The organism is Streptomyces sp. NPDC006309, assembly GCF_040613095.1.
In the GTDB taxonomy this organism is placed as follows: Bacteria; Actinomycetota; Actinomycetes; order Streptomycetales; family Streptomycetaceae; genus Streptomyces.
In genome coordinates this window covers 106249-130114 of record NZ_JBEXRO010000009.1, presented here as the reverse complement: position 1 = coordinate 130114, position 23866 = coordinate 106249, and the positions used below count along the sequence as shown (strand labels likewise).

Here is a 23866-nt window from a genome sequence, read left to right as displayed (position 1 = left end):
CGTGCCGGGCCGTTGGGACGGCAGGCAGCCCGGCTACGGGTCCATAACGGGGACGTGCGGGACGCGCTCACCCCTGGCCGGCCGTTTCCACGAGCTGCTTGAGCCTGGCCGGGGTCATCGTCCGGTCCTCGATGATGTTCTTGCCGCCGAGCAGGACGGTCGGCGTGCCGGTGTAGCCGGCGGCGCCCATGGCCTGGTGGGACTTGTTCACCCAGGTGGTGTGGGTGCCGTTCTTGACGCAGGCGCGGAACGCGGGGGTGTCCAGGCCCCGCACCTTGCCGGCCAGCTTGAGCAGCGTGCCGTTGTCCCCGAAGGTGTCGGTGCTCTCCTCGGGCTGGTTGTCGTACAGCACGTCGTGGTACTCGCGGAACTTTCCGGCGTCCTGGGCGCAGGCCGCGGCGTTGGCGGCGCGCAGGGAGCCGGCGCCGCCGAGGTTGCCGTCGATCAGCCGGACGAGGTGGTAGTCGATTCTGAGCCTGCCGGCGTCGGTCAGCTGGTGGAGGGTCGGCCGGTACACCGTCTCGAAGGCCCGGCAGGCCGGGCAGCGGAAGTCCTCCCAGACGGTGAGTGTCGGCCTGGCGCCGTCCTTGCCGACCGGGATCGCGAGACTGTCCTTGCCCTGCGCGCCCGAGGGCGCCACGACCGGGCCCGCGCTGCTGCCCTTGTCCTTGCCGGCATGGGCGGCGATCACGCCGATCACCGCCGCGAGGCCGAGGACACAGACCACGCTCGCGCCCACGATCAGCGTGCGCCGCCGCTTGTCCACGGCCTTCTGCTTCTCGCGCTCGACCGCCAGCCGCTCCCGGGCGGTGCGCTTTCCGTCACGGTTCTTCTCGCTCACACCCCCAGAACGAACCGGGGAGGCGCAGCGCGCCTCCCCGGCCCGAGGTCCACCCGTTCGAGTGACCGCCCCCCCTCGGAAGGGGACCTCACGTGCGGTTACGCCTGTCCGCGGACGCCCTTCGCCAGCTCGCCGGCCAGTTCGCGGACCGCCGCGAGGCCGGAGGCGTGGTCCGGGGCGTCCAGCATCCGCTTCACGAACGCGGAGCCGACGATGACCCCGTCGGCGAAGCCGGCGACCTCGGCGGACTGGGCCGCGTCGGAGACACCCAGCCCCACGCAGACGGGCAGGCCGGTGCCGGTGGCGCGGGTGCGCTCGACCAGCTCGTGGGCCTGCGCGCCGACGGACGCGCGGGTGCCGGTGACGCCCATGAGGGAGGCGGCGTAGACGAAGCCGCTGCCCGCCGCGGTGATCCGGGCGAGCCGCTCGTCCCTGCTGCTCGGCGCCACGACGAAGACCGTCGCCAGGCCGTGCTTCTCGGCGTGCTCGCGCCACAGCGCGGACTCCTGCACGGGCAGGTCGGGCAGGATGCAGCCCGCGCCGCCCGCCTCGGCCAGCTCGGCGGTGAAGCGCTCGACGCCGTACCGGTCGATCGGGTTCCAGTACGTCATGACCAGCACCGGCTTGCCGGTGGCCGCGTGGGCCTCCCCGACCGTGCGCATGACGTCCGCGATCTTCACCCCGCCGCGCAGGGCGATGTCGTCGGCGGTCTGGATGACCGGGCCGTCCAGGACCGGGTCGCTGTGCGGCAGGCCGACCTCGACGATGTCGGCGCCGCCGTCGAGGACGGCCTTGACCGCCTCGATGCCGCCGTCCACGGTCGGGAAGCCGGCCGGGAGGTAGGCGATGAGCGCGGCGCGGCCCTCGGCCTTCGCGGCGGCGAGGGTGTCCGACAGCAGCTGGATGGTGCCGCTCACTTGGCGTCCCCCTCGATCTCGGCGGTGTCGGCCTCGTCGGCGGCCACCTCGGCGTCGGTGTCGTACAGCCCGAAGTAGCGGGCGGCGGTGTCCATGTCCTTGTCGCCGCGGCCGGAGAGGTTGACGACGATCAGGCCGTCGGGACCCAGCTCCCTGCCGACCTCCAGGGCGCCGGCGAGGGCGTGGGCGCTCTCGATGGCCGGGATGATGCCCTCGGTCCGCGACAGCAGGCGCAGGGCCTGCATGGCGGCGTCGTCGGTGATCGCGCGGTACTCGCCGCGGCCGGAGGTCTTCAGATAGGCGTGCTCGGGGCCGACGCCCGGGTAGTCCAGGCCGGCCGAGATCGAGTACGGCTCGGTGATCTGGCCCTCCTCGTCCTGGAGGACGTAGGAGCGGGAGCCGTGCAGGATGCCGGGCTCGCCGGCGGTGAGGGTGGCCGCGTGCTCGCCGCTCTCGATGCCGTGGCCCGCGGGCTCACAGCCGATCAGGCGGACGCCCTCGTCGGGGATGAAGGCGTGGAAGAGGCCGATGGCGTTCGAGCCGCCGCCGACGCAGGCGACGGCCGCGTCCGGGAGGCGCCCGGCACGCTCCAGCAGCTGGCGGCGGGCCTCCACACCGATCACCCGGTGGAAGTCGCGCACCATGGCCGGGAAGGGGTGCGGGCCGGCGACGGTACCGAACAGGTAGTGGGTGTGGTCGACGTTGGCGACCCAGTCCCGGAACGCCTCGTTGATGGCGTCCTTGAGGGTGCGGCTGCCGGACTTCACGGCGACGACCTCGGCGCCGAGCATGCGCATCCGGGCCACGTTGAGGGCCTGGCGCTCGGTGTCGATCTCACCCATGTAGATCGTGCAGTCGAGGCCGAACAGCGCGCAGGCGGTGGCGGTCGCGACACCGTGCTGGCCGGCGCCGGTCTCGGCGATGACCCGGGTCTTGCCCATGCGCCGGGTCAGCAGGGCCTGGCCGAGCACGTTGTTGATCTTGTGGGAGCCGGTGTGGTTGAGGTCCTCGCGCTTGAGGAACACCCGGGCGCCGCCGGCGTGCCCGGCGAACCGGGGGACCTCGGTGAGGGCGCTGGGGCGGCCGGTGTAGTGCGCGAGCAGGTCGTCGAGTTCGCGGGCGAACCCGGGGTCCGCCTTCGCCTTGTCGTACTCGACGGCGACCTCGTCCACGGCGGCGACGAGGGCCTCCGGGATGAACGTACCGCCGAACGCGCCGAAGTAGCCTTGCGCGCTGGGAACCTGCCCCTCGGGGTCAGGGATGAAGAACTGGCTGGGCATGCGGATACCTCACGGTGAGTGTGATGAGAAGACACTGATCGCCGTGGGGTGCGGGGCTCGTCGGTCGGCCTCAGCTCGTCTGTGGCGTGTCGCGCAGTTCCCCGCGCCCCTGAGGGGCGCGGTGCCATCGACGCCCGTTCACCTGCCCGGGTTCGTCGCCGATGACGTACCGCACGCGACGGCCGTGGACGCGCCGGGCCGGGGCACGGCAGCCTCGCGGGCGGCAGCCGCGCGCCAGGCGGGCGTACCGGTCCACGGTCGTCACGGTGAGAGTCATCGGGACCAAGCCTAGCGGGAGGTCAGCCGCGCCCGTGCCGCAGTGCCGGGTGCTCGCCCGCCGCCACCAGGTCGGCCACCGCCGCCTTCGGGTCGCGGCCGGTCACCAGGGACTCGCCGACCAGGACCGCGTCGGCGCCGGCGTTGGCGTAGGCGATCAGGTCGTGCGGCCCGCGCACGCCGGACTCGGCCACCTTGACCACGCTGTCCGGGATCTCCGGGGCGATCCGCTCGAAGGTGCCGCGGTCGACCTCCAGCGTCTTCAGGTCGCGCGCGTTGACGCCGATGACCCGGGCGCCCGCGTCCACCGCCCGCTCGACCTCGTCCTCGTCGTGCACCTCGACGATGGGCGTCAGGCCGATGGACACCGCCCGCTCGATCAGCGACTCCAGGGCCGGCTGGTCCAGCGCGGCCACGATCAGCAGGGCGAGGTCGGCGCCGTACGCGCGGGCCTCCCACAGCTGGTACGACGTGACGATGAAGTCCTTGCGCAGCACCGGGATGTCCACGCGCGCGCGGACGGTCTCCAGGTCGGCGAGGGAGCCGCCGAAGCGGCGCTGTTCGGTGAGCACGGAGATCACGGCGGCGCCGCCGGCCTCGTAGTCCGCCGCGAGTGCGGCCGGGTCGGCGATCGCGGCCAGCGCGCCCTTGGACGGGCTGGAGCGTTTGACCTCGCAGATCACCTTGACGCCGTCGCCCTTGAGCGCGGCCACTCCGTCCTTGGCGGCCGGGGCCTTCGCCGCACGCTCCTTGAGCTCGTCGAGGCTGACGCGTGCCTGCCGCTCCGCGAGGTCGGCACGGACTCCGTCGATGATCTCGTCGAGCACACTCACGCGAGCGGCCCCCTTCCAGGACGGTGGTTCCTTCGAGTTCTGAAAACCCGTGGTCACTGCGATGGTATCCGCAGGAGGGCCGAGGCTTCGCATCCAGTTGTGGGCGGTCCCACTACCTGGACGTTCGCCGTTCGATCAAGGGTGTAGCCAGCCACCGAACGGCAGGTTCCGGACGACGGTGAACACCAGCAGCAACGCGCCGAGCGCCCACAGCTGTGCCGGCCCGGGGTCGATCCGCAGCGGCCGGCCGCGCGCCGTGCGGACCACCCAGACGGCCCACAACACGGCGAGGCCCAGGCAGGCGGCCACTCCCAGCGCGTTGTCGCGCAGGGCGGTGAGCAGCTCACCGTGGACGAGGGCGTGCGCGCCGCGCAGCCCGCCGCAGCCGGGGCAGTACAGGCCGGTGAACCGGTACAGCGGGCAGGCTGGGTAGTGGCCGGGCTCGTTCGGGTCGACGGCGCCGACGTAGGCCAAGGCCCCGCCGACGGCGGCGAGCAGCCCCACCGCGACGGCGAGCCGGCGCCGCGGTGGCACGGGCGGAGCGGGGCGCGGAAGGCTCCGCGGAGCCCACGGCGGGGCCGGTCGGCTGTCGGCGTTCACCCGGGCAGTCTCCCCCGCGGCCGGGGCACGCGCGCGCGGAACGCGTCCGGCCGGGGGGCCGCACATCCCGGCCGGGAGGCTCGGGTCGGGGCCGGGTACCGCCGGCCCCGAAGGCGCCGGGAACGGTGAAGGGCGGCCGGGTTCCCTCCTGGGGTGCCGGGCCGCCCTCTCGTGGAAGCGTTGCGCGCGCTGGTCAGCTCTCGGCGCCGGCCGGCTCGCGGGTCGCGGCGGGGGCGGTGCGCGGGACGGGGCGCGAGGCCTTCGGCTGGCCGAGGCCCATGGCACGCATGATGGCGCCGACGACGCCACCGAGCACCACGACCACCATGCCGGCCCAGAAGCCGACCGGCCGGGCCATCACCATGAAGGCGCCCGAGACGCAGAAACCGATGAAGGCGATGATGACACCGGTCCAGGCGGCCGGGGTGTGACCGTGGCTGCTGCCCGCCATGACTTGCTCCTCGTTGCTGTGTACGTGTGCGTCGTAGTACGCGTCGTACGTCGTGTCCGTACGGTTGCGAGCCCGCCCGTCACTGTCCGAGCCGGACGCTCACCGCCCATTGTCCCGTACGCGTGTGGCCGCCGGACGCGGGGGTGGCGTCTGTTTCACCACACCGGGCCGCATCCGCCCGCGCCCGCGGCTCCGGCTCAGGCGCCGGTCGGGTCCTCGCCCCGGTCCAGGGCCTTCCAGATCTCCTCCGGCCGCTCCGGGTCGGCGGGCCGGGCCGTGCGACGGGGGCGGGGCGTGCCGCGCTCGTAGCGGCCGGACATCGCGGGCCACAGCCGGCCGTAGCGCAGGGCGAGCAGCCCGGCGAGCAGGATCAGCAGGCCGCCGGCGACGGCGACGTAGGGCCAGGCGGTGTGGGTGAGCGCGCCGACCGTGGCGGAGGTGTCGCCGCTGGCCCTGGCGGCCTTCTCGTCCAGGGCGGAGCCGTCGGAGGCGGCCACGAGGGCGGCGGCCGCGATTCCGGCACCGGACAGCGCGAGCAGCCCGGAGACGGCGAGGCGGCCGGCCCGGCGGACGGCGAAGACGGCGACGAGCGCGGCGAGGCCCACTATGGCGAGGGCCGCGGGGACGCCCGTGACGTCGCTGCCTCTGGCGGTCAGCGGGAACGCGCCGCCGGCCACCGTCGCGGTGCCCTCCGCCCAGCGCTGCCGGGTCGCGAGCAGCGTCACGGCCGCGCCGAGCGCACCGCACAGGAGGGCCACGGCGAGGCTGCGCCGGCCGGACCGGGCGGGTGCGGCGGCTTCGGAACGGGGGTGAGGAACGGCAGTCACGTACTCCACTATCGCCTGAACCCCGGGCGAACCGTCACCCGGGGCTCCTGTGACGGGCGCCCTACCGGCTCAGCCGGTTCGCCGTGTGGACCGCCCGCAGCACCGCCGCGGCCTTGTTGCGGCACTCCAGGTCCTCGGCGGCCGGGTCGGAGTCGGCGACGATCCCGGCGCCGGCCTGGACGTACGCGGTGCCGTCGCGGAGCAGGGCCGTACGGATGGCGATCGCGGTGTCGGAGTCACCGGCGAAGTCGAGGTAGCCGACGCAGCCGCCGTACAGTCCGCGCCGGGACGGTTCCACCTCGTCGATGATCTGCATCGCCCGGGGCTTGGGGGCGCCGGAGAGGGTGCCCGCCGGGAAGCAGGCGGTGAGCACGTCGAAGGCGGTTCGGCCCGGGGCCACCTTGCCGGTGACGGTCGAGACGATGTGCATCACGTGCGAGTAGCGCTCGACGGACATGAAGTCGACCACCTCGACCGAGCCGGGCTCGCAGACCCGGCCGAGGTCGTTGCGGCCGAGGTCGACGAGCATCAGGTGCTCGGCGCGCTCCTTGGGGTCGGCGAGCAGCTCCTCGGCGAGGGCCTGATCCTCCTGCGGGGTGGCCCCGCGGTGCCGGGTGCCGGCGATGGGGTGGACCATCGCGCGCCCGTCCTCCACCTTCACCAGGGCCTCCGGGGACGAGCCGACCACGTCGAACCCGTCGAGGCGGAAGAGGTACATGTACGGCGAGGGGTTGGTGGCCCGCAGGACCCGGTAGACGTCCAGGGCGCTCGCCGTGCACGGCGTCTCGAAGCGCTGGGAGGGCACGACCTGGAAGGCCTCGCCCGCGCGGATGCGCTCCTTGATGTCCTCGACGGCCCGCCGGAAGTCGGGGCCGCCCCACAGGGCGGTGTGGTCGGGCAGCTCGGAGGGCGGCAGAACGGCCGGGGGCTGGGCGACCGCGCGCGTGAGGTCGGCCTCCATGGCGTCGAGACGGGCGACGGCGTCCGCGTACGCCTCGTCCACGCCGGTGTCGAGGTCGTTGTGGTTGATCGCGTTGGCGATCAGCAGGACCGAGCCCTCCCAGTGGTCCATCACGGCGAGGTCGCTGGTCAGCAGCATGGTCAGCTCGGGAAGCCGCAGGTCGTCGCGTTCGCCGGGGCCGATGTTCTCCAGGCGGCGGACGATGTCGTAGCCCAGGTAGCCGACCATGCCGCCGGTGAAGGGCGGCAGGCCCTCCTGGTGCGGGGTGTGCAGGGTCTCCAGGGTGGCGCGCAGGGCCACGAGGGGGTCGCCGTCCACGGGGACGCCGACCGGCGGGGTGCCGAGCCAGTGGGCCCGGCCGTCGCGTGCGGTGAGCGTGGCGGCGCTGCGGACCCCGACGAAGGAGTAGCGGGACCAGGATCGGCCGTTCTCCGCCGACTCCAGCAGGAAGGTGCCGGGGCGCTCGGCGGCGAGCTTGCGGTAGAGCGCGACCGGGGTGTCGCCGTCGGCGAGGAGCTTGCGCGTGACCGGGATGACACGCCGGTCGGCGGCCAGCTTGCGGAAGGTCTCGAGGTCCATGGCCGCTGACCTTACTGAGCGGAGGCGGTCGGGCCGGAATCGGCGGCTTCGAGGAGGACGTCCGCGTCGAAGCAGGTGCGGGCGCCGGTGTGGCAGGCGGCGCCCACCTGGTCCACCTTGACCAGCAGCGTGTCGGCGTCGCAGTCCAGCGCGACCGACCTCACCCACTGGAAGTGGCCCGAGGTGTCGCCCTTGACCCAGTACTCCCCGCGGCTGCGGGACCAGTAGGTGCAGCGGCCGGTGGTCAGCGTCCGGTGCAGTGCCTCGTCGTCCATCCAGCCGAGCATGAGCACCTCACCGGTGTCGTACTGCTGGGCGATGGCGGGGACGAGCCCGTCGGTGCTGCGCTTGAGCCGCGCGGCGATCTCCGGGTCGAGGCTGCTGGGCCGGGGCGTACCGGTCGTACTGGTCATGGGTGCCATTGTGCCGCGCGGGGCCGGGCGGGCGGCCGGGGCGTCCGGGGAATGGTCACGGCGCCGGCGCCCTTCCGGCGAGGGTGGTGGCCGGGTGGCGGCTGGGAGGACCGGCGGCGGGGCCGTAGGCTGGCTGCATGTCGACCTTCGCCAAGCGTGAACGGCTTCTGCTCGCCGACCTCTTGGAAACCGTCGGCCCGGCCGCGGAGACACTCTGCGAGGGCTGGCGGACCCGGGACCTGGCCGCGCACCTGGTCGTGCGCGAGCGCCGCCCCGACGCGGCGGGGGGCACGCTGGTCAAACAGCTCGCGCCGCGTCTCGAGAAGGTGATGGCCGAGTACGCCGCCAAGCCGTACGAGGAGCTGATCCGGCTGATCCGGACCGGCCCGCCCCGCTTCTCACCCTTCCAGCTCAAACAGGTCGACGAGGCCGCCAACATCATCGAGTTCTACGTCCACACCGAGGACGTCCGCCGCGCCCAGCCGGGCTGGACTCCGCGGGAGCTGGACGCGGTCTTCCAGGACGCGCTGTGGTCCCGTCTGGAGCGGGCCGCGCGGCTGATGGGACGGGGCGTGCCGACGGGACTGGTGCTGCGCCGCCCGGACGGGCAGACGGTGGTGGCGCACCGGGGCACTCCGGTGGTGACGGTGACCGGTGAGCCGTCGGAGCTGCTGATGTTCGCGTTCGGCCGGCAGAGCGCGGCCCGGGTGGACCTGGAGGGTGACGCCGACGCGATCACCACGCTGCACGAGTCCCGGCAGCTGGGCATCTGAGAGGGGCGCCCCCGTGATCAAGGTGGCGATGACCGGCGTCTACGTGGACGACGTGGCTCGGGCGCACACCTTCTACACGCAGGTCCTCGGCTTCGAGACCCGGCTCCACATGGACCTCGGCGGCGGCACGCTGTTCGTCACCGTCGGAGCGCCCGAAGGGGCCCAGCCGGACCTCCAGCTGCTGCTGGAGCCCGGCGAGGGACCGGTCGCGGAGCCGTACCGCAGGGCGCTGCACGAGATGGGTCTGCCGTGCATCGTCTTCTCCGTGGACGACATCCGGGCCGAGTACGAGCGGCTGCGGGGGCTCGGGGTCCGGTTCACGCATCCCCCGCGGGACCAGGGGCCGGTGCTGGCGGCGGTGTTCGACGACACCGTCGGCAATCTGGTGCAGCTGGTGCAGCCGAAGGAGTGAGGCGCCGTCAGCCGGGGATCTCCGCGCGGCGCAGGTCCGGCACGAGGAGGGCGACGGCCCCGCCGAGGCCGCAGACGACCGCGCTGACCACGAAGACCGGCCCGAGGCCCCAGACGCCGATCGCGGCGGCGGCGAACGGCATGCTCAGCGGGGCGAGGCCGAGCCCGACCAGGCCGGCCACGGCGGTGACCCGGCCGAGGTAGGCGGGGTCGGCCCGGGTCTGGAGCAGGGCTCCGCACAGGGCGCCGCTGAGCCCGGCGAGCAGGCCGACGAGCAGGGCCACCCCGACGGCGGCGGCGAGCGCGGGCACGAAGGCGAGGGCGCCGATGGCGACGGAGCCCGCGACGCACGCGCACCCGGTGACCAGCCCCGCGCGGGGCACCCGGCCGCGCACGGCCAGCAGCAGCGAGGCGGCACCCGCGCCGGCGCCGAACCCGGCGAGCACCCAGCCCATGCCCTCACCCCGGATACGAAAGAGAAGTTGCGCAACGAACATTGCGCAACTTCTCTTTTCTATCCGCTCCGGGGCTCCGGGGCTCCGGGGTGTCACCGCACCGGGTGCCCGGCCTCACGGAGGGCCCGCTTCACCTCGCCGATCCGCAGGTCGCCGAAGTGGAACACCGACGCGGCCAGCACCGCGTCCGCGCCCGCCTCGACGGCCGGCGGGAAGTCGGCCAGGGCGCCGGCGCCGCCGGACGCGATCACCGGGACGGTCACGTGCTTGCGGACCGCCGCGATCATCTCCAGGTCGTAGCCGTCCTTCGTGCCGTCCGCGTCCATGGAGTTCAGCAGGATCTCCCCCGCGCCCAGCTCGGCCGCCCGGTGCGCCCACTCCACGGCGTCGATGCCGGTGCCGCGCCGGCCGCCGTGGGTGGTCACCTCGAAGGTGCCGCCGGGGGTGCGCCGCGCGTCCACCGAGAGGACCAGCACCTGGCGCCCGAACCGTTCGGCGATCTCGCGGATCAGTTCCGGACGCGCGATCGCCGCGGTGTTGACGCCCACCTTGTCGGCGCCCGCCCGCAGCAGCTTGTCCACGTCCTCCGCCGTGCGGACACCGCCGCCGACCGTCAGCGGGATGAACACCTGCTCGGCGGTGCGGCGCACCACGTCATAGGTCGTCTCCCGGTTGCCGGAGGAGGCGGTGATGTCCAGGAAGGTCAGCTCGTCGGCGCCCTCGGTGTCGTACACCTTGGCCATCTCGACGGGGTCGCCCGCGTCGCGCAGGTTCTGGAAGTTGACGCCCTTGACGACCCGGCCGTTGTCCACGTCCAGGCAGGGGATGACTCGTACGGCCAGGGTCATGCGGGCACTCCGGGTTCTCCGCCGGAGCGGAACGCCTCGACCTCGACCTCGACGACCAGACTGGGATCGACGAGGCCCGAGACGATGATCATGGACGCGGCGGGCCGGACGCTGTCGAACAGCTCCTTGTGGGCACGGCCGACCTCCTCCACGTCCCGGGCGTGTGTGAGGTACATGCGGGTGCGCACCACGTCCTCCCGGCCGAGCCCCACCTTCTCCAGTGCGGTCAGCGCCACGTCGAAGGCGTTGACCGCCTGCTCGTACGGGCCGCCCCCGGCGATCTGGCCGTCCACGATGGAGGTGCAGCCCGAGACCAGCACCAGGCCGTTGGGGAGCGCCACCGCGCGGGCGTAGCCGAACTGCTCCTCCCAGGGCGCACCCGTCGTCACACGCCGTACGTCAGTCATCGGGCCACCGCCTGAAGAGCCTCTTCCAGGGTGAACGCCTTCGCGTACAGCGCCTTGCCGACGATGGCGCCCTCGACGCCGAGGGGCACCAGCCCCGCGATGGCGCGCAGGTCGTCCAGGGACGACACGCCGCCGGAGGCGACGACCGGGCGGTCGGTGGCGGCGCACACGTTCTTCAGCAGTTCCAGGTTGGGGCCCTGGAGGGTGCCGTCCTTGGCGATGTCGGTGACGACGTAACGGGCGCAGCCCTCCTTGTCGAGGCGCTCCAGCGTCTCGTACAGGTCGCCGCCGTCGCGGGTCCAGCCGCGGCCCCGCAGGGTCGTGCCCCGCACGTCCAGGCCGACGGCGATCCGGTCGCCGTGCTCGGCGATGACCCGGGCGACCCACTCGGGGGTCTCCAGGGCGGCCGTGCCGAGGTTCACCCGGGTGCAGCCGGTGGCGAGGGCGGCGGCGAGGGTGTCGTCGTCACGGATGCCGCCCGACAGCTCCACCTTGATGTCCATCGCACCGGTGACCTCGGCGACCAGGGCGCGGTTGTCGCCGGTGCCGAACGCGGCGTCCAGGTCGACCAGGTGCAGCCACTCGGCGCCGGAGCGCTGCCAGGCGAGGGCGGCCTCCAGCGGGGAGCCGTAGGACGTCTCGGTCCCGGACTCGCCGTGGACGAGGCGTACGGCCTGGCCGTCGCGTACGTCGACGGCGGGGAGGAGTTCGAGCTTGGCCATGGTCTACAGGGTTCCGATCCAGTTGGTGAGGAGCTGGGCACCGGCGTCGCCGGACTTCTCGGGGTGGAACTGGGTCGCCCGCAGGGCGCCGTTCTCCACGGCGGCCACGAACGGCTTGCCGTGCGTCGACCAGGTGACCCTGGGCGCCTCGATCACCGGGTTGTGGCTCTCCAGGGTCCACTCGTGGACGGCGTAGGAGTGCACGAAGTAGAAGCGGGCGCCGGCGTCGAGGCCGGCGAACAGCTCGGAGCCGGCGGGCGCGTCGACGGTGTTCCAGCCCATGTGGGGCACCACGTCGGCCTGGAGGGGCTCGACGGTGCCGGGCCACTCGTCCAGGCCCTCGGCCCGGACCCCGTTCTCGATGCCGCGCGCGAAGAGGATCTGCATGCCGACGCAGATGCCCATGACGGGACGCCCGCCGGACAGCCGGCGGTCCACGATCCAGTCGCCGCGGGCGGCGCGCAGGCCGTCCATGCAGGCCGCGAACGCGCCGACACCCGGCACCAGCAGCCCGTCGGCGTTCATCGCCCGGTCGAAGTCACGCGTGATCTCGACGTCGGCGCCCACGCGCGCGAGGGCGCGCTCCGCGGACCGGACGTTGCCGAAGCCGTAGTCGAAGACGACGACCTTCTTGGTGCTCAATTCCACACCTCCAGCCGCACGACGCCCGCGACGAGGCACAGGGCCGCCCCGATGGAGAGCAGCACGATGAGGCTCGCGGGCATCTTCTGCTTGACGAAGGAGATGATCCCGCCGGCCAGGAAGAGGCCGACGACGATCAGGAGGGCCGACAGACCGGTCATGGGTTAGAGCGCGCCCTTCGTGGAGGGGAGGATGCCGGCCGCGCGCGGGTCGCGCTCGCTGGCGTAGCGGAGCGCCCGGGCGAGCGCCTTGAACTGGCACTCCACGATGTGGTGCGCGTTGCGCCCGTACGGCACGTGCACGTGCAGCGCGATCTGCGCCTGGGCGACGAACGACTCCAGGATGTGCCGGGTCATCGTCGTGTCGTACGCGCCGATCATGGGCGCCATGTTCTCGGGCTCGGTGTGCACGAGGTACGGGCGGCCGGACAGGTCGACGGTGACCTGGGCGAGGGACTCGTCCAGCGGGACCGTGCAGTTGCCGAAGCGGTAGATGCCCACCTTGTCGCCGAGCGCCTGCTTGAAGGCGGCGCCCAGCGCGAGGGCGGTGTCCTCGATGGTGTGGTGGGAGTCGATGTGGAGGTCGCCGTCGGTCTTCACGGTCAGGTCGAACAGACCGTGCCGGCCGAGCTGGTCGAGCATGTGGTCGTAGAAGCCGACGCCGGTGGCGATGTCGGTCCGTCCGGTGCCGTCGAGGTCGATCTCGACCAGGACCGCGGTCTCCTTGGTGGTGCGCTCCACGCGTCCTATGCGGCTCATGCCTCAAACTCCTTCTTCAAGTCCCGTACCGCGTCGAGGAACGCGTCGTTCTCCTGCGGGGTGCCGGCGGACACCCGCAGCCGTCCCGGTACGCCGTTGTCCCGGACCAGGACGCCCCTCTCGAGGATCCGCCGCCAGGCGTCGTGGGCGTTCTCGAAGCGGCCGAACTGCACGAAGTTCGCGTCGGACTCGGTGACCTCGTAACCCATCGCACGCAGTTCGGTGACCAGCCGGTCCCGTTCCGCCTTGAGCTGCTCGACGTAGCCCAGCAGCGTGTCGGTGTGCTCCAGGGCGGCCAAGGCCGTCGCCTGAGTGATCGCCGACAGGTGGTAGGGCAGGCGTACGAGCTGGACGGCGTCGACGACCGCGGGGTGCGCGGCGAGATAGCCCAGGCGCAGCCCGGCGGCGCCGAACGCCTTCGACATGGTGCGCGAGACGACCAGGTGGGGGCGGTCCGCCAGCAGCGGCAGCAGCGACTCGCCGTGGCTGAACTCGACGTAGGCCTCGTCCACGACGACCATCGACGGCTTCGCCCGCTGGGCCGCCTCGTACAGGGCGACGACGGTCGACGCCGGCACGGCGTTGCCGGTGGGGTTGTTGGGGGTGGTGATGAAGACGACGTCCGGCCGGTGCGTGGCGATCGCCCGCTCCGCGGCGGCGGGGTCGAGGGTGAAGTCCTCGTTGCGCGGGCCGGGGATCCAGCCGGTGTTGGTGCCGCGTGCGATGAGGGCGTGCATGGAGTACGACGGCTCGAAGCCGAGGGCCGTACGGCCCGGTCCCCCGAAGGCCTGGAGCAGCTGCTGGATGACCTCGTTGGAGCCGTTGGCGGCCCAGACGTTCTCGGTGCCGAGCGGGTGCCCGCCGGTCCTCGTCAGATACCTCGCCAGCTCGGTGCGCAGCTCGACCGCGTCCCGGTCGGGGTAGCGGTTCAGGTCGCGGGCCGCCTCCCGCACCCGTTCCGCGATCCGCTCGACCAGCGGGCCGGGCAGCGGGTAGGGGCTCTCGTTGGTGTTCAGCCGTACCGGCACGTCCAGCTGGGGCGCGCCGTAGGGGGACTTGCCGCGCAGCTCGTCCCGTACGGGGAGGTCGTCGATGCCGAAGCTCACTTGTCCGCCGGAACCTTCCATCCGAACCGCGCCTTGACCGCCGCGCCGTGCGCCGGCAGGTCCTCCGCCTCCGCCAGCGTCACCACGTGATGGGCGACCTCGGCGAGCGCCTCCCTGGTGTAGTCCACGATGTGGATGCCGCGCAGGAACGACTGGACGGACAGGCCCGAGGAGTGGCAGGCGCAGCCGCCGGTGGGCAGGACGTGGTTGGACCCGGCGGCGTAGTCGCCGAGCGAGACGGGGGCCCAGGGGCCGATGAAGACCGCGCCCGCGTTCTTGACCCGGTCGGCCACCTCGGCGGCCCGGGCGGTCTGGATCTCCAGGTGTTCGGCGCCGTACGCGTCGACCACCCGCAGGCCTTCCTCGACGCCGTCGACGAGGACGATCGCGGACTGCCGGCCCTTCAGCGCGGGCACGATCCGGTCCTCGATGTGCTTGGTGGCCGCGACCTGCGGCTCCAGCTCCTTCTCCACCGCGTCCGCCAGCTCGGCGGAGTCGGTGACGAGGACGGCCGCCGCGAGCGGGTCGTGCTCGGCCTGGCTGATCAGGTCCGAGGCGACGTGCACCGGGTCGGCGGTGGAGTCCGCGAGGATCGCGATCTCCGTCGGGCCGGCCTCGGCGTCGATGCCGATCCTGCCGGTGAAGTAGCGCTTGGCGGCGGCGACCCAGATGTTGCCGGGGCCGGTGACCATGTTGGCGGGCGGGCAGGACTCGGTGCCGTACGCGAACATCGCGACGGCGGTGGCGCCGCCCGCGGCGTACACCTCGTCCACGCCGAGCAGGGCGCAGGCGGCGAGGATCGTCGGGTGCGGGAGGCCGCCGAACTCCGCCTGCGGCGGGGAGGCGAGCGCGATGGACCCGACGCCGGCCTCCTGCGCCGGGACGGCGTTCATGATCACGGAGGAGGGGTAGACGGACCGGCCGCCGGGCGCGTACAGCCCGACGCGTTCGACCGGCACCCACTTCTCGGTCACCGAGCCGCCGGGCACCACCTGGGTGGTGTGCGTGGTCCGGCGCTGCGCGCGGTGGACCAGGCGGGCGCGGCGGACGGACTCCTCCAGGGCGGCGCGCACGGCCGGGTCGAGGCCGTCGAGCGCGTCGGTGAGCGCCCGGGCCGGGACACGGACGGATTCCAGCCGTACTCCGTCGAACTTCTCGGCGAAGTCGATCAGCGCCGCGTCGCCACGATGATGCACGGCCTCGCAGATGGGACGCACCTTCTCCAGGGCGGCCGCGACGTCGAAGTCGGCTCGGGGCAGCAGGTCGCGCAGGGCGGGGCCCTCGGGAAGGGCGTCGCCGCGCAGATCGATTCGGGAGATCACAGTCCCAATTCTCTCAGACCGGCGTCGGGAGTCGTCCGCGCGTATCAATGGCTGATACAGAACGCGGGCCAATGGCGGGCCAATGGCTGGTACATAGGCTGGCCGGAACCCGGAAGATCCCGTTCACCTGCTGTGTTCCGAGGGTCACTCACCGGGCATGAACGGCTGTACGAAACCACTGGACCGGACTGGACCGGGACTGGACCGGGAGAGGACAACGGTGACCGAGGGGACCGGCATCCGCGCCGGGGACCTGCCGGACGACCTGACGGCGGCCGAGGCCGGCATGTGGCAGGCCTTCCGCAACGGCAGCGTCTACGACCTGAGCAGCGGAGACGCCAGCGTGGACGATCCGCACGGCGGTCATCCGTGGGGTCCCGAGCGCACCGTGCGGGCCCGCATCGTGTGCTGGCTGCTGCTGGACGGCCCGCCGGCGCTCGCGGGCCGGGTGTCCGCGCTGAAGCTCGCCGGCGTGCGGATCACCGGCACGCTGGACCTGGCGGGCGGCCAGGTCACGCCGTACCTGGAACTGAAAGGCTGCCGGTTCGACGAGGAGGTCCGGCTGCCGGAGGCCCGGTTCACGACCGTGCGCCTGGTGGACTGCTCGGTGCCGCGGCTGGAGGCGGCCCGCGTGCACACCGAGGGCGACCTGCACCTGCCGCGCTGCCGCTTCCAGAACGGGGTCCGGCTGACCGACGCCCACATCGGCACCGACCTGATGCTCAACCAGGCGATCGTGTACCGGGACCGCAGCGGCCGCTCGATCGCGGCGGACGGCATGACCGTCGGCCAGGATCTCCAGGCCGAGCTGCTGGAGTCGCACGGCGAGCTGAGCCTGCGCGGCGCCAAGGTCGGCGTGTCGCTCAGCCTGCGCGGCGCGAAACTGGCCAATCCGTACGCGCGGCTGGCCCTGAACGCTCCCCAGCTGACGGTCGAGCGCACCCTGTACCTGACCCCGGCCGGCGTCGGCAGCCCGCTGCTGAGCGGCACGACCCCCGCGCGCGGGACGCGCATCCAGCGGTTCGAGTGCCGGGGCGGGGTGCGGCTGGACGACGGACGGTTCGGGGACGCCGTCGACCTGGAGCGGGCCCGGTTCACCTTCACCGACGACCAGGAGCTGTCGCTGCGCCGGGTGCAGACGCCGGAGCTGCGCTTCCTCGGGGACCGGCCCGAGCGCGGCAAGGTGGTGCTGTCCGGCGCGCGGATCGTGAACCTGGTGGACCGGGCGAGCAGCTGGCCGGACGAGGGGAACCTGCACATGGGCGGGTTCGCCTACGAGAACCTGGTGCCGCAGGGCCCGTTCCCGCTGACCCGGCGCCTGGACTGGGTGTCGGCGGCCACCGCCGAGTACGCCCCGGAGCCGTACGAGCGGCTGGCCGCGGTGCTGCGCGCGGCCGGGGAGGACGAGGACGCGCGCGAGGTGCTGCTCGCCAAGCAGCGCCGGCGGCGCGAGACGCTGCCGCTGGCGGGCAAGCTGTGGGGCCACGTCCAGGACTGGACGGTCGCCTACGGCTACCGGCCCGGCCGGGCGGCGGTGTGGATGACGGTGCTGTGGGCGGCGGGCACACTGGCGTTCGCGCACGCGGCCCATCCGCCGGTGAACCCCGGCGGCCATCCGGCCTGGAGCCCGGCGCTGTTCACGCTGGACCTGCTGCTGCCGGTGATCGACCTCGGGCAGGCCGGCCAGTGGCAGCTGCGCGGCGGCTGGCAGTGGCTGGCGGCGGTGATGATCCTGCTCGGCTGGATCCTGGCGACGACGGTGGCGGCGGGCGCGACCCGGCTGCTGCGGCGCGGCTGAGGCCGCGACGCGACACGCCGGGCACCCGGGGCATCGGCACCCGTCCTTCACCTCCGGACCCGGACGCACACAATTTGAACATTCATCTTTTACGGGTCCTTGACCCGCTGACGTACAACTTTCGCCGACTTGCCCGGACCCCCTGGCGCCGCCGGGACCTGCGGACTTTCAATGGTCGGCACCATGGCTCTGCTGCCCTCGTTCATCCGCCCCACCCGGATGGCCAAACGCTTCGCGCGCCCGTCCGGCCGGCCGCCGGCCGGGGACGAGACGGTGCTCGACGCGCCCGACGACCGTCTCTCGCCCGCGCTGGTCGCCGCCGGGCGGGGCGAGTACGCCGTCGCGGCCGGCCTGCTGGCCGCCACCCGCGCCGCCGCCGAGTGGGAGAACCGGGACCGGTACGCGCGCCGCCTCGCCGCCTTCGCCCGCTCACGCCCCGAGTGGTACGAGGAGTGGCGCGCCGCCGCCCCCGAGGACCCCGGCGCGCTGCTGGTCGGCGCCCAGCTGGCGGTGGACCGCGCCTGGCCCTCGCCGGCCCGCGCCGAACTGCTGCGCGAGGTCAGCCCGCACATCACCGCCGCCGCCCGCGCCGACGACCGCGACCCGGTGCCCTGGCGGATCGCGCTGGACCACGCGCGCGGCTCACGGGCCGGGCACCGCTACTTCGAGGAGCTGTGGGAGGCCGCGGTCCGCCGCGCCCCGCACCACTACGGCTGTCACGTGGCCGCCCTGCGCTACCTCGCCGCCTCCTGGCACGGCTCGCACCACGCGTGCTTCGACTTCGCCGACCGGGCCGCGCAGGACGCCCCCGCCGGCTCGCTCGTGCAGGCCCTGCCCGCCCGCGCGGCCTTCGGCTACCTGACCGACGGCTGCGGTCCCGAGGTCCCGCGTGCCCGGCTGGACGCGGCGGCCGACCGGGCGATCGGACTCTCCGGGCACTTCCCCGAGGCCGATCCGTGGCCCGCCGAGGTCCGCAACAAGCTGCTGTACGTCCTGCTGCGCCTGGACCGCCGGGAGGACGCCCGCACCCAGCTGCGGCTGATCGGCCCGTACGCCACGTCCTTCCCCTGGGACCGGTTCTCCGACGACCCGCTCGGCCACTTCCTGCGCCTGCGCGAGCACCTGCTGACGCAGGGGCCGCGGCCCCTGCCGGCCGGGCTGATCACCGCACCCGAGGACCCCCTCGGCGAACACGGCGGACACGACCGCGCCGACGACCACTAGGCTGGGGCGCCGTGACCACCGCCCGTCTCCCGCTCTTTCCGCTGAACTCGGTGCTGTTCCCCGGGCTCGTGCTGCCGCTGAACGTTTTCGAGGAGCGGTATCGCGCCATGATGCGCGAGCTGCTGAAGACTCCCGAGGACGAAGCGCGCCGGTTCGCCGTCGTGGCCGTCCGTGACGGCCACGAGGTCGCGCCCAGCGCCCCCGGCATGCCCGATCCCACGGCCGAGCCCGAACGCGGCCCGTCCGCCGGCTTCGGTCCCGACCTGGTCCGGGCCTTCCACAGCGTCGGCTGCATCGCGGACGCGGCGACCGTCCGGGAGCGGTCCGACGGCACGTTCGAGGTGCTGGCGACGGGCACGACCCGCGTCCGCCTGCTGTCCGTGGACGCCTCGGGCCCGTTCCTCGTCGCGGAGCTCCAGGAGCTGCCGGAGGAGCCGGGTGACGAGGCCGGGGCGCTGGCGGAGGGCGTCCTGCGGTCCTTCCGCCAGTACCAGAAGCGCCTGGCGGGCGCCCGCGAGCGCTCCCTGTCCTCGGGGGCGGAGCTGCCGGACGACCCGAGCGTGGTGTCGTACCTGGTGGCGGCGGCGATGGTGCACGACACGCCGACCAAGCAGCGACTGCTCCAGGCGCCGGACACCGCGTCCCGGCTCCGGGACGAGCTGAAACTCCTTCGCGCGGAGACGGCCATCATCCGTAGCCTGCCGTCGTTGCCGGCGTTCGAGCTGACGCGGGCACCGACCAGTCTGAACTGAGGAGGACCGGCACTCCCGATGGCGAAGAAGCAGAAGCAGCAGTCCGGGGGCACGCCCGCGACGGTGGCCCTGACGGCGGCGGGCGTGGACTTCACGGTCCATGCCTACGCGCACGACCCGTCCCACCCCTCCTACGGCGAGGAGGCGGCCGAGGCGATGGGCATCTCCCCCGACCGGGTCTTCAAGACCCTCGTCGCCGACGTGGACGGCTCCCTGGTGGTCGGCGTGGTCCCGGTGGCGGGCTCCCTGGACCTGAAGGCCCTCGCGGCGGCGGTCGGCGGCAAACGCGCCACGATGGCCGACCCCGCCCTCGCCGAACGCACCACCGGCTACGTCCGCGGCGGCATCTCCCCCCTCGGCCAGCGCAAGAGGCTCCGGACGGTCCTCGACGACTCGGCCGGGTCCCATCCCACGATCTGCGTCTCGGCGGGCCGCCGCGGCCTGGAGGTGGAACTGGCCCCGCAGGACCTGGCCCACCTGACGGACGCGGTCCTGGCTCCCATCGGCAGGGGCTGAGGTCCCGGCCCGGCCACGGCGGCCGGGGCGCGGGGGCGTACCGGGCGGAGCGTCGCGGTCAGGCGTGCGGGTGCGGCGGTTCGGGGTCCTGCGGGCCGAAGAGTTCCGGCTCGGGGTCCCGAGGCCCGAAGAGCGCCGTGAGCCCGAGATGCACCAGCGCTCCGCCCAGCGGCCAGGCCAGCAGCGCGCCCTTCGCCCCGAGCTTCAGCGGCGCCGGGAACGTCACCCCCTTGCCCACGGCCTGCGCGCGGGCGAGCACGTCGGACCCGGGGCCCAGCCACACGCCCAGCCGCCAGGCCAGCAGTGAGCCGAGCAGGCCGCCCACGCCCAGCGCCACCACGACCGGCACGCCTCCGCGCCGCCGCAGCAGGAAGACGACCACCGCGCTGACCAGCCCGAAGGCCAGTCCCAGCAGCGCGAACGTGCCGTCCACACCGATGGCCTGCTCGCCCTCGGTGTCCTTGAGGTAGACGACCCAGTTCTTGTCGATCACATCCCCGACCAGCGGCACGCGCGGCGCCAGCCACCACCACAGCAGCCCCAGCAGCACCCCGCCGAGCGCCACCGCCACCGTGATCACGGCGGCCTCCCGCACTTCCGTCCTCATCCCGGGGCCGTCCTGTTCGTACGGACCCACACCCGGCGCCCCGGCGGACGGCGGGGCCTGCCGTACCTGGTGCGGGGAGTCGTCGTGCGGGGGCGGAGGCGGAGTCAGCGGTGCGGTCACCCTGACATCGTGCCAGGTCGCCCCGCGCGGCGCGTCACCGGACGGCGGCCCTGCGGTACGCCCGGGCCGCCACGGCCAGCGAGATCACTCCGACACCCGCGCACACCCCCAGGTCAGCGAGGACGACCGCCCAGTCCGGGTGCGCCCCGAACGTCCGGGCGTACGCCTCCACGCCGTAGGTCGAGGGCAGCAGATCACGGGCCAGCCGTACGATCTGGGGCATCCGGTCGGCCGGCAGCACGCCCAGCAGCAGCGCCGCCGACATGCCCAGCTGGCCCAGCAGCGTGGCCAGTTCCGGCCGGGGCGCGAGGAGTCCGCAGGCGGCGCCGAGCCCGGACAGCGCGGCCCCGGCGAGCGGGATGACGGCCAGCAGGATCCACAGGTTGGACAGCGGCAGCCCGAACAGCACGCACCCGAAGACGGCGGTCACCACCGTGCCCGGCACGGTGAAGGAGGCGTACGCCGCCGCGACGCCCAGCACCACGGCGGCCGGCGGCACCGGCAGCGTGGCGTAGTGGTCGAGTCCGCCGCTGGCCCGCAGCTGCCCGAAGTACTGGGACAGCAGGTTCAGCGCGACGAACGCGACGACCAGCACCGACGACCCGGCCACCACGGACTGGGCCTCGCTGCCGCTGTCGACGACCCCCCGCATCATCACGGCGATCCCGACGGACTGGAAGGTGGCCACGAACAGCAGAGGCATCCGCGCCACCCGGGCCCGGGACAGCTGCGCCCGGTAGACGGCCGCCAGCGACGGCCACAGCCGCGCGGGCGGCCCCAGCTCGGCCGGGCCGGGCGCCGTCTCGGGCACGACCCGGGCGTCACCCGGCGCCACCTCGGCGGATACGACACTCACGGCGAGCTGCTCCCCTTCCCCACGGCGGTCGTGCAGGCCCGTACGCACGGCGCGGCCGGTGCCGCTCATGCCCTCACCAGCCCCTGCCGGGCCGCGCCGCCCAGCGCCAGGTAGACGTCCTCCAGGCTGGGCGTGGCGAGCGTGAAGTCGTCCAGGGCGGCGAAGGCGGCTCCGCCGGTCACCGTGGCGACGACGGCGCGGGCCTCCTCGGGCACGAGCCGGAGCGTCCAGCGCCGGCCGGCCTCCACGGCCCGCTCGCGCAGGACGGCGACCTCGGGCACCTCCAGCGGCGCCCGCTCCCGCCACACCAGCTCGACCCGGACCTCACCGGCGACCCGTGCCTTGAGTCCGGCGGGGCTGTCGCAGGCGATGACCCGTCCCTGGTCGAGCACGGCGACCCGGTCGAGCACGGTCTCGGCCTCGATGACGTTGTGGGTGACCAGCAGCACGGTCGTGCCGCGCTCGGCCCGGCGCCGGTCCACGGCCGCCCACACCGCGCGCCGGGCCACCGGGTCCATGCCGGTGGTCGGCTCGTCCAGCACGAGCAGCGGCCGTTCCCCGACGAGGGCGGCGGCGAGGCAGGCGAGCCGCCGCTGGCCGCCGGACAGCTTCTTCAGCGCCCGCCCGGCGATGGGGGCGAGCCCGAGTTCGTCCAGTACCGCGTCCCGTTCGGCCCGCGCCCGCCGGACGTCCAGACCGCGCAGGCGTCCGGTGGTCTCGGCGGCGAGGGAGACGGTCAGCTCGTCCAGGGCGGACGACTCCTGGCCCAGGTACGCGAGGAGCCGCGCGGCCCGCTCGGGATGGCGCACGATGTCGTGCCCGAGGATCTCCACGCTCCCGCTGTCCGGCCGCAGCAGCCCGGTCAGCTGCCGTACGAGGGTGGACTTGCCGGCGCCGTTCGGTCCGAGCAGCCCGAAGATCTCCCCGCCCCGCACGTCCAGCTCGACCCCGTCGGTGGCGCGCAGCTCGGGTGTGCCGGGTGCGCCCCGCCGCCCCTTCACGGCCGGATAGGTCTTGCTGAGCCCGCGCACGCGTACGACCTCGTCGTACCGAAGTGCCTGTGCCGCGCGCGTACTCACAAGGGACGAGGGTACGGGGTCGGGGGCCTTTACTCGCCTTTGGGGCCGCTTCTCCCGGTCACCGCGGCACGACCGCGCCGCCTTCGGCGGGACGGCCGCGGTCCTCGGCGGGGCGCGTCGTGTCAGTCGGCCGCGGGCGTGCTCTCCGTCGCCGCCGGAACGCCGGCCTCCCGCCAGAAACCTGCCCGGATGGCGTAACGGTCGTGCTCGTCGATCTGGTCGTCCTTGTGGGCCAGCAGCCCGAACCGCGCCGCGTAGCGCAGCAGCTCCCCGTCGATCCGGTGCGGGATCCGCGGGTACATCTGCGACAGCCGCTGAACATGGCTCTGCTCGCCGCCGAGCCGGGACATCCAGCGGCGGGCGAAGACCTGCCCCACCTCGTACGGGTCGCCCCCGACGGTGGTGATGTCCTCCTCCCGGTCGGCCCAGCGCTGCTCGGCCGTGGTGAGCTGGGCGAGCGTCGGCATGGCGGCGGCCTCGGGCGGCTCCGTGACCGCGCCGGGCCGGTCGACCCACCCCTTGTCGGAGGACCAGCGCAGGGTCGCGGTCGGCGGCTGCTGCGCGGGCTGGGCGCCGGGCGCGCGCAGCGCGGCGAGGTCCTTGGGGGTCGGTACGGTCCTGGCGGCGGACGTGCGCTCCTGGGCGCCGTTCTCCGTCCCGCCGGTGGCCGGCGGGCGGTCGGCCCGCTCGGCGGAGCGCTCGCCGGCCGCGGACGGCGCCGACTCGGGCAGCGGCGCCGAGAGGATCGCGGCGATCTCCGGGCGGGGCACGGGCGGCGGCGCGCAGACCCCGGTCAGCTCCTTGGCGCGGACGGCCTGGGTGATCCAGGCGCGGTCCAGCACGCGCCGCTCGTCGGCCTCGGCGACCAGGTCCTCGGACTGGTTGTAGTCGCCGTCGGCGGCCTGGACGGCCCACAGGTGGACGGCGACGCCGTGCTCCTTGGCGGCCATCATGCCGGGCAGCAGATCGCCGTCGCCGGTGACGAGGACGACGTCGGAGCAGGCGCGGTTCCGGGCCAGCTCGGTCAGCTCGGCGTGCATCGCCGCGTCGACGCCCTTCTGCGCCCAGCGTCCGTCGCTGCGGGTGAGGGCGCCCAGCCGGACGGTGACCCGGGGCATCACGCGCAGCCGGCGGTGCTCCGGCTGGGGTACGCGGTCGGGGGCGCCGTCGAACCAGTAGATCCGCAGCAGCGGACGTTCGGTGTCGAACTCCGCGCGGTCGCGCAGCGCCTGGATCAGGGCGGCGTGGTCGACGGTGATCCGGGACCGCGAGGGCTCACCGGCGAGGAGGCTGGCGGCGGCGCCCAGCAGATACCCGGCGTCCACCAGGACGATGCAGCGGTCCACGCGACTCACCCTCTTCCCGGGAGGTTTTGCTCCGGACTTCCCTCGAGTCTGCCCGACCGCGCGGGGGTTAACGGCCGGAACTCGATCTTCGGCGTGGCGTTTGCGGATCCCGCGCGCCCACCCACCCTGTCACACACGGTAATTAT

The 23866-nt window shown here is 73.7% G+C and carries 27 protein-coding genes and 1 pseudogene; 6 read left to right on the top strand and 22 right to left on the bottom strand.

What is annotated here, in order from left to right; all coding sequences use genetic code 11:
- Nucleotides 1-67 precede the first annotated feature (67 nt).
- The 9 genes from ABZ117_RS15060 to hisI form a co-directional block, all read right to left on the bottom strand.
- Complete coding sequence (locus ABZ117_RS15060) at nucleotides 68-841, bottom strand: thioredoxin domain-containing protein (RefSeq protein ID WP_356820830.1); 774 nt, start codon at nucleotides 839-841, stop codon at nucleotides 68-70.
- A 98-nt stretch (nucleotides 842-939) separates the two neighbouring features.
- A complete protein-coding gene (trpA, locus tag ABZ117_RS15055) occupies nucleotides 940-1758 on the bottom strand; it encodes a tryptophan synthase subunit alpha (RefSeq protein WP_356820828.1) in 819 nt (272 codons plus the stop codon).
- Nucleotides 1755-3038, bottom strand: a complete 1284-nt coding sequence (gene trpB / locus ABZ117_RS15050) for a tryptophan synthase subunit beta (RefSeq protein ID WP_356820826.1) — start codon at nucleotides 3036-3038, stop codon at nucleotides 1755-1757. The genes trpA and trpB overlap by 4 nt, the downstream gene beginning before the upstream one ends.
- Nucleotides 3039-3337: 299 nt before the next feature.
- Complete coding sequence (trpC, locus tag ABZ117_RS15045; protein ID WP_356820824.1) at nucleotides 3338-4147, bottom strand: indole-3-glycerol phosphate synthase TrpC; 810 nt, start codon at nucleotides 4145-4147, stop codon at nucleotides 3338-3340.
- 135 nt (nucleotides 4148-4282) lie between these two features.
- Complete coding sequence (locus tag ABZ117_RS15040) at nucleotides 4283-4681, bottom strand: DUF2752 domain-containing protein (protein ID WP_356820822.1); 399 nt, start codon at nucleotides 4679-4681, stop codon at nucleotides 4283-4285.
- A 259-nt stretch (nucleotides 4682-4940) separates the two neighbouring features.
- On the bottom strand, nucleotides 4941-5198 hold the full coding sequence (locus ABZ117_RS15035; protein WP_356820820.1) for an HGxxPAAW family protein: 258 nt from the start codon (nucleotides 5196-5198) through the stop codon (nucleotides 4941-4943).
- A gap of 197 nt (nucleotides 5199-5395) precedes the next feature.
- A complete protein-coding gene (locus ABZ117_RS15030) occupies nucleotides 5396-6034 on the bottom strand; it encodes a TIGR02234 family membrane protein (RefSeq protein WP_356820818.1) in 639 nt (212 codons plus the stop codon).
- 52 nt (nucleotides 6035-6086) lie between these two features.
- Nucleotides 6087-7565: an anthranilate synthase component I gene (locus tag ABZ117_RS15025; protein WP_356820816.1), complete on the bottom strand. Its 1479-nt coding sequence runs from the start codon at nucleotides 7563-7565 to the stop codon at nucleotides 6087-6089.
- 11 nt (nucleotides 7566-7576) lie between these two features.
- Nucleotides 7577-7978 (bottom strand): phosphoribosyl-AMP cyclohydrolase, encoded by a 402-nt coding sequence (gene hisI, locus ABZ117_RS15020; RefSeq protein ID WP_356820814.1) that lies wholly within the window; start codon nucleotides 7976-7978, stop codon nucleotides 7577-7579.
- Between the two features lie 137 nt (nucleotides 7979-8115).
- Between hisI and ABZ117_RS15015 the strand changes: the two genes are divergently transcribed.
- Nucleotides 8116-8751 (top strand): TIGR03085 family metal-binding protein, encoded by a 636-nt coding sequence (locus ABZ117_RS15015; RefSeq protein WP_356820812.1) that lies wholly within the window; start codon nucleotides 8116-8118, stop codon nucleotides 8749-8751.
- Nucleotides 8752-8764: 13 nt separating this feature from the next.
- Nucleotides 8765-9163, top strand: a complete 399-nt coding sequence (locus tag ABZ117_RS15010; protein WP_356820810.1) for a VOC family protein — start codon at nucleotides 8765-8767, stop codon at nucleotides 9161-9163.
- A gap of 7 nt (nucleotides 9164-9170) precedes the next feature.
- Here ABZ117_RS15010 and ABZ117_RS15005 read toward each other — a convergent pair.
- The 9 genes and pseudogenes from ABZ117_RS15005 to hisD form a co-directional block, all read right to left on the bottom strand.
- A pseudogene (locus ABZ117_RS15005) lies at nucleotides 9171-9620 on the bottom strand (MFS transporter); the annotation flags it as partial.
- Between the two features lie 89 nt (nucleotides 9621-9709).
- Nucleotides 9710-10465 carry an imidazole glycerol phosphate synthase subunit HisF gene (hisF, locus tag ABZ117_RS15000; protein WP_356820808.1) on the bottom strand — a complete coding sequence of 252 codons (756 nt, stop codon included), beginning with the start codon at nucleotides 10463-10465 and terminating at the stop codon, nucleotides 9710-9712.
- Nucleotides 10462-10872, bottom strand: a complete 411-nt coding sequence (locus ABZ117_RS14995) for a RidA family protein (RefSeq protein WP_356820806.1) — start codon at nucleotides 10870-10872, stop codon at nucleotides 10462-10464. Before ABZ117_RS14995 ends, hisF begins: the two co-directional genes overlap by 4 nt.
- The gene (gene priA / locus ABZ117_RS14990) at nucleotides 10869-11594 is read right to left on the bottom strand and encodes a bifunctional 1-(5-phosphoribosyl)-5-((5-phosphoribosylamino)methylideneamino)imidazole-4-carboxamide isomerase/phosphoribosylanthranilate isomerase PriA (RefSeq protein ID WP_356820805.1); all 726 of its coding nucleotides are present in this window, start codon (nucleotides 11592-11594) and stop codon (nucleotides 10869-10871) included. The genes ABZ117_RS14995 and priA overlap by 4 nt, the downstream gene beginning before the upstream one ends.
- A 3-nt stretch (nucleotides 11595-11597) precedes the next feature.
- Nucleotides 11598-12242 (bottom strand): imidazole glycerol phosphate synthase subunit HisH, encoded by a 645-nt coding sequence (gene hisH, locus ABZ117_RS14985; protein ID WP_356820804.1) that lies wholly within the window; start codon nucleotides 12240-12242, stop codon nucleotides 11598-11600.
- A complete protein-coding gene (locus tag ABZ117_RS14980) occupies nucleotides 12233-12397 on the bottom strand; it encodes a hypothetical protein (RefSeq protein ID WP_356820802.1) in 165 nt (54 codons plus the stop codon). The genes hisH and ABZ117_RS14980 overlap by 10 nt, the downstream gene beginning before the upstream one ends.
- 3 nt (nucleotides 12398-12400) lie before the next feature.
- Nucleotides 12401-12994 (bottom strand): imidazoleglycerol-phosphate dehydratase HisB, encoded by a 594-nt coding sequence (gene hisB / locus ABZ117_RS14975; RefSeq protein WP_356820800.1) that lies wholly within the window; start codon nucleotides 12992-12994, stop codon nucleotides 12401-12403.
- A complete protein-coding gene (locus ABZ117_RS14970; RefSeq protein ID WP_356820798.1) occupies nucleotides 12991-14100 on the bottom strand; it encodes a histidinol-phosphate transaminase in 1110 nt (369 codons plus the stop codon). Before ABZ117_RS14970 ends, hisB begins: the two co-directional genes overlap by 4 nt.
- Nucleotides 14097-15422, bottom strand: coding sequence for a histidinol dehydrogenase (hisD, locus tag ABZ117_RS14965; protein ID WP_356820796.1), 1326 nt, complete (start codon nucleotides 15420-15422; stop codon nucleotides 14097-14099). Before hisD ends, ABZ117_RS14970 begins: the two co-directional genes overlap by 4 nt.
- 220 nt (nucleotides 15423-15642) lie before the next feature.
- On the opposite strand from hisD, the gene ABZ117_RS14960 reads away from it, so the two are divergent.
- The 4 genes from ABZ117_RS14960 to ybaK all read left to right on the top strand — a co-directional run bounded on the left by ABZ117_RS14960 (nucleotide 15643) and on the right by ybaK (nucleotide 19712).
- Nucleotides 15643-17220, top strand: coding sequence for an oxidoreductase (locus ABZ117_RS14960; RefSeq protein WP_356820794.1), 1578 nt, complete (start codon nucleotides 15643-15645; stop codon nucleotides 17218-17220).
- Nucleotides 17221-17391: 171 nt separating this feature from the next.
- A complete protein-coding gene (locus ABZ117_RS14955) occupies nucleotides 17392-18444 on the top strand; it encodes a hypothetical protein (RefSeq protein ID WP_356820792.1) in 1053 nt (350 codons plus the stop codon).
- 11 nt (nucleotides 18445-18455) lie between these two features.
- Nucleotides 18456-19196: an LON peptidase substrate-binding domain-containing protein gene (locus tag ABZ117_RS14950; protein ID WP_356820790.1), complete on the top strand. Its 741-nt coding sequence runs from the start codon at nucleotides 18456-18458 to the stop codon at nucleotides 19194-19196.
- An 18-nt stretch (nucleotides 19197-19214) separates the two neighbouring features.
- On the top strand, nucleotides 19215-19712 hold the full coding sequence (gene ybaK / locus ABZ117_RS14945; protein ID WP_356820788.1) for a Cys-tRNA(Pro) deacylase: 498 nt from the start codon (nucleotides 19215-19217) through the stop codon (nucleotides 19710-19712).
- A gap of 58 nt (nucleotides 19713-19770) precedes the next feature.
- Here ybaK and ABZ117_RS14940 read toward each other — a convergent pair whose 3' ends face one another.
- The 4 genes from ABZ117_RS14940 to ABZ117_RS14925 all read right to left on the bottom strand — a co-directional run bounded on the left by ABZ117_RS14940 (nucleotide 19771) and on the right by ABZ117_RS14925 (nucleotide 23720).
- The gene (locus ABZ117_RS14940; RefSeq protein WP_356820787.1) at nucleotides 19771-20439 is read right to left on the bottom strand and encodes an AAA family ATPase; all 669 of its coding nucleotides are present in this window, start codon (nucleotides 20437-20439) and stop codon (nucleotides 19771-19773) included.
- A gap of 34 nt (nucleotides 20440-20473) precedes the next feature.
- The gene (locus ABZ117_RS14935) at nucleotides 20474-21295 is read right to left on the bottom strand and encodes an ABC transporter permease (RefSeq protein ID WP_356820785.1); all 822 of its coding nucleotides are present in this window, start codon (nucleotides 21293-21295) and stop codon (nucleotides 20474-20476) included.
- Nucleotides 21296-21360: 65 nt separating this feature from the next.
- Entirely contained in the window at nucleotides 21361-22374 is a 1014-nt protein-coding gene (locus tag ABZ117_RS14930) for an ABC transporter ATP-binding protein (protein ID WP_356820783.1), read from the bottom strand.
- A gap of 122 nt (nucleotides 22375-22496) precedes the next feature.
- Nucleotides 22497-23720: an NYN domain-containing protein gene (locus ABZ117_RS14925; RefSeq protein WP_356820781.1), complete on the bottom strand. Its 1224-nt coding sequence runs from the start codon at nucleotides 23718-23720 to the stop codon at nucleotides 22497-22499.
- Nucleotides 23721-23866: the final 146 nt, after the last annotated feature.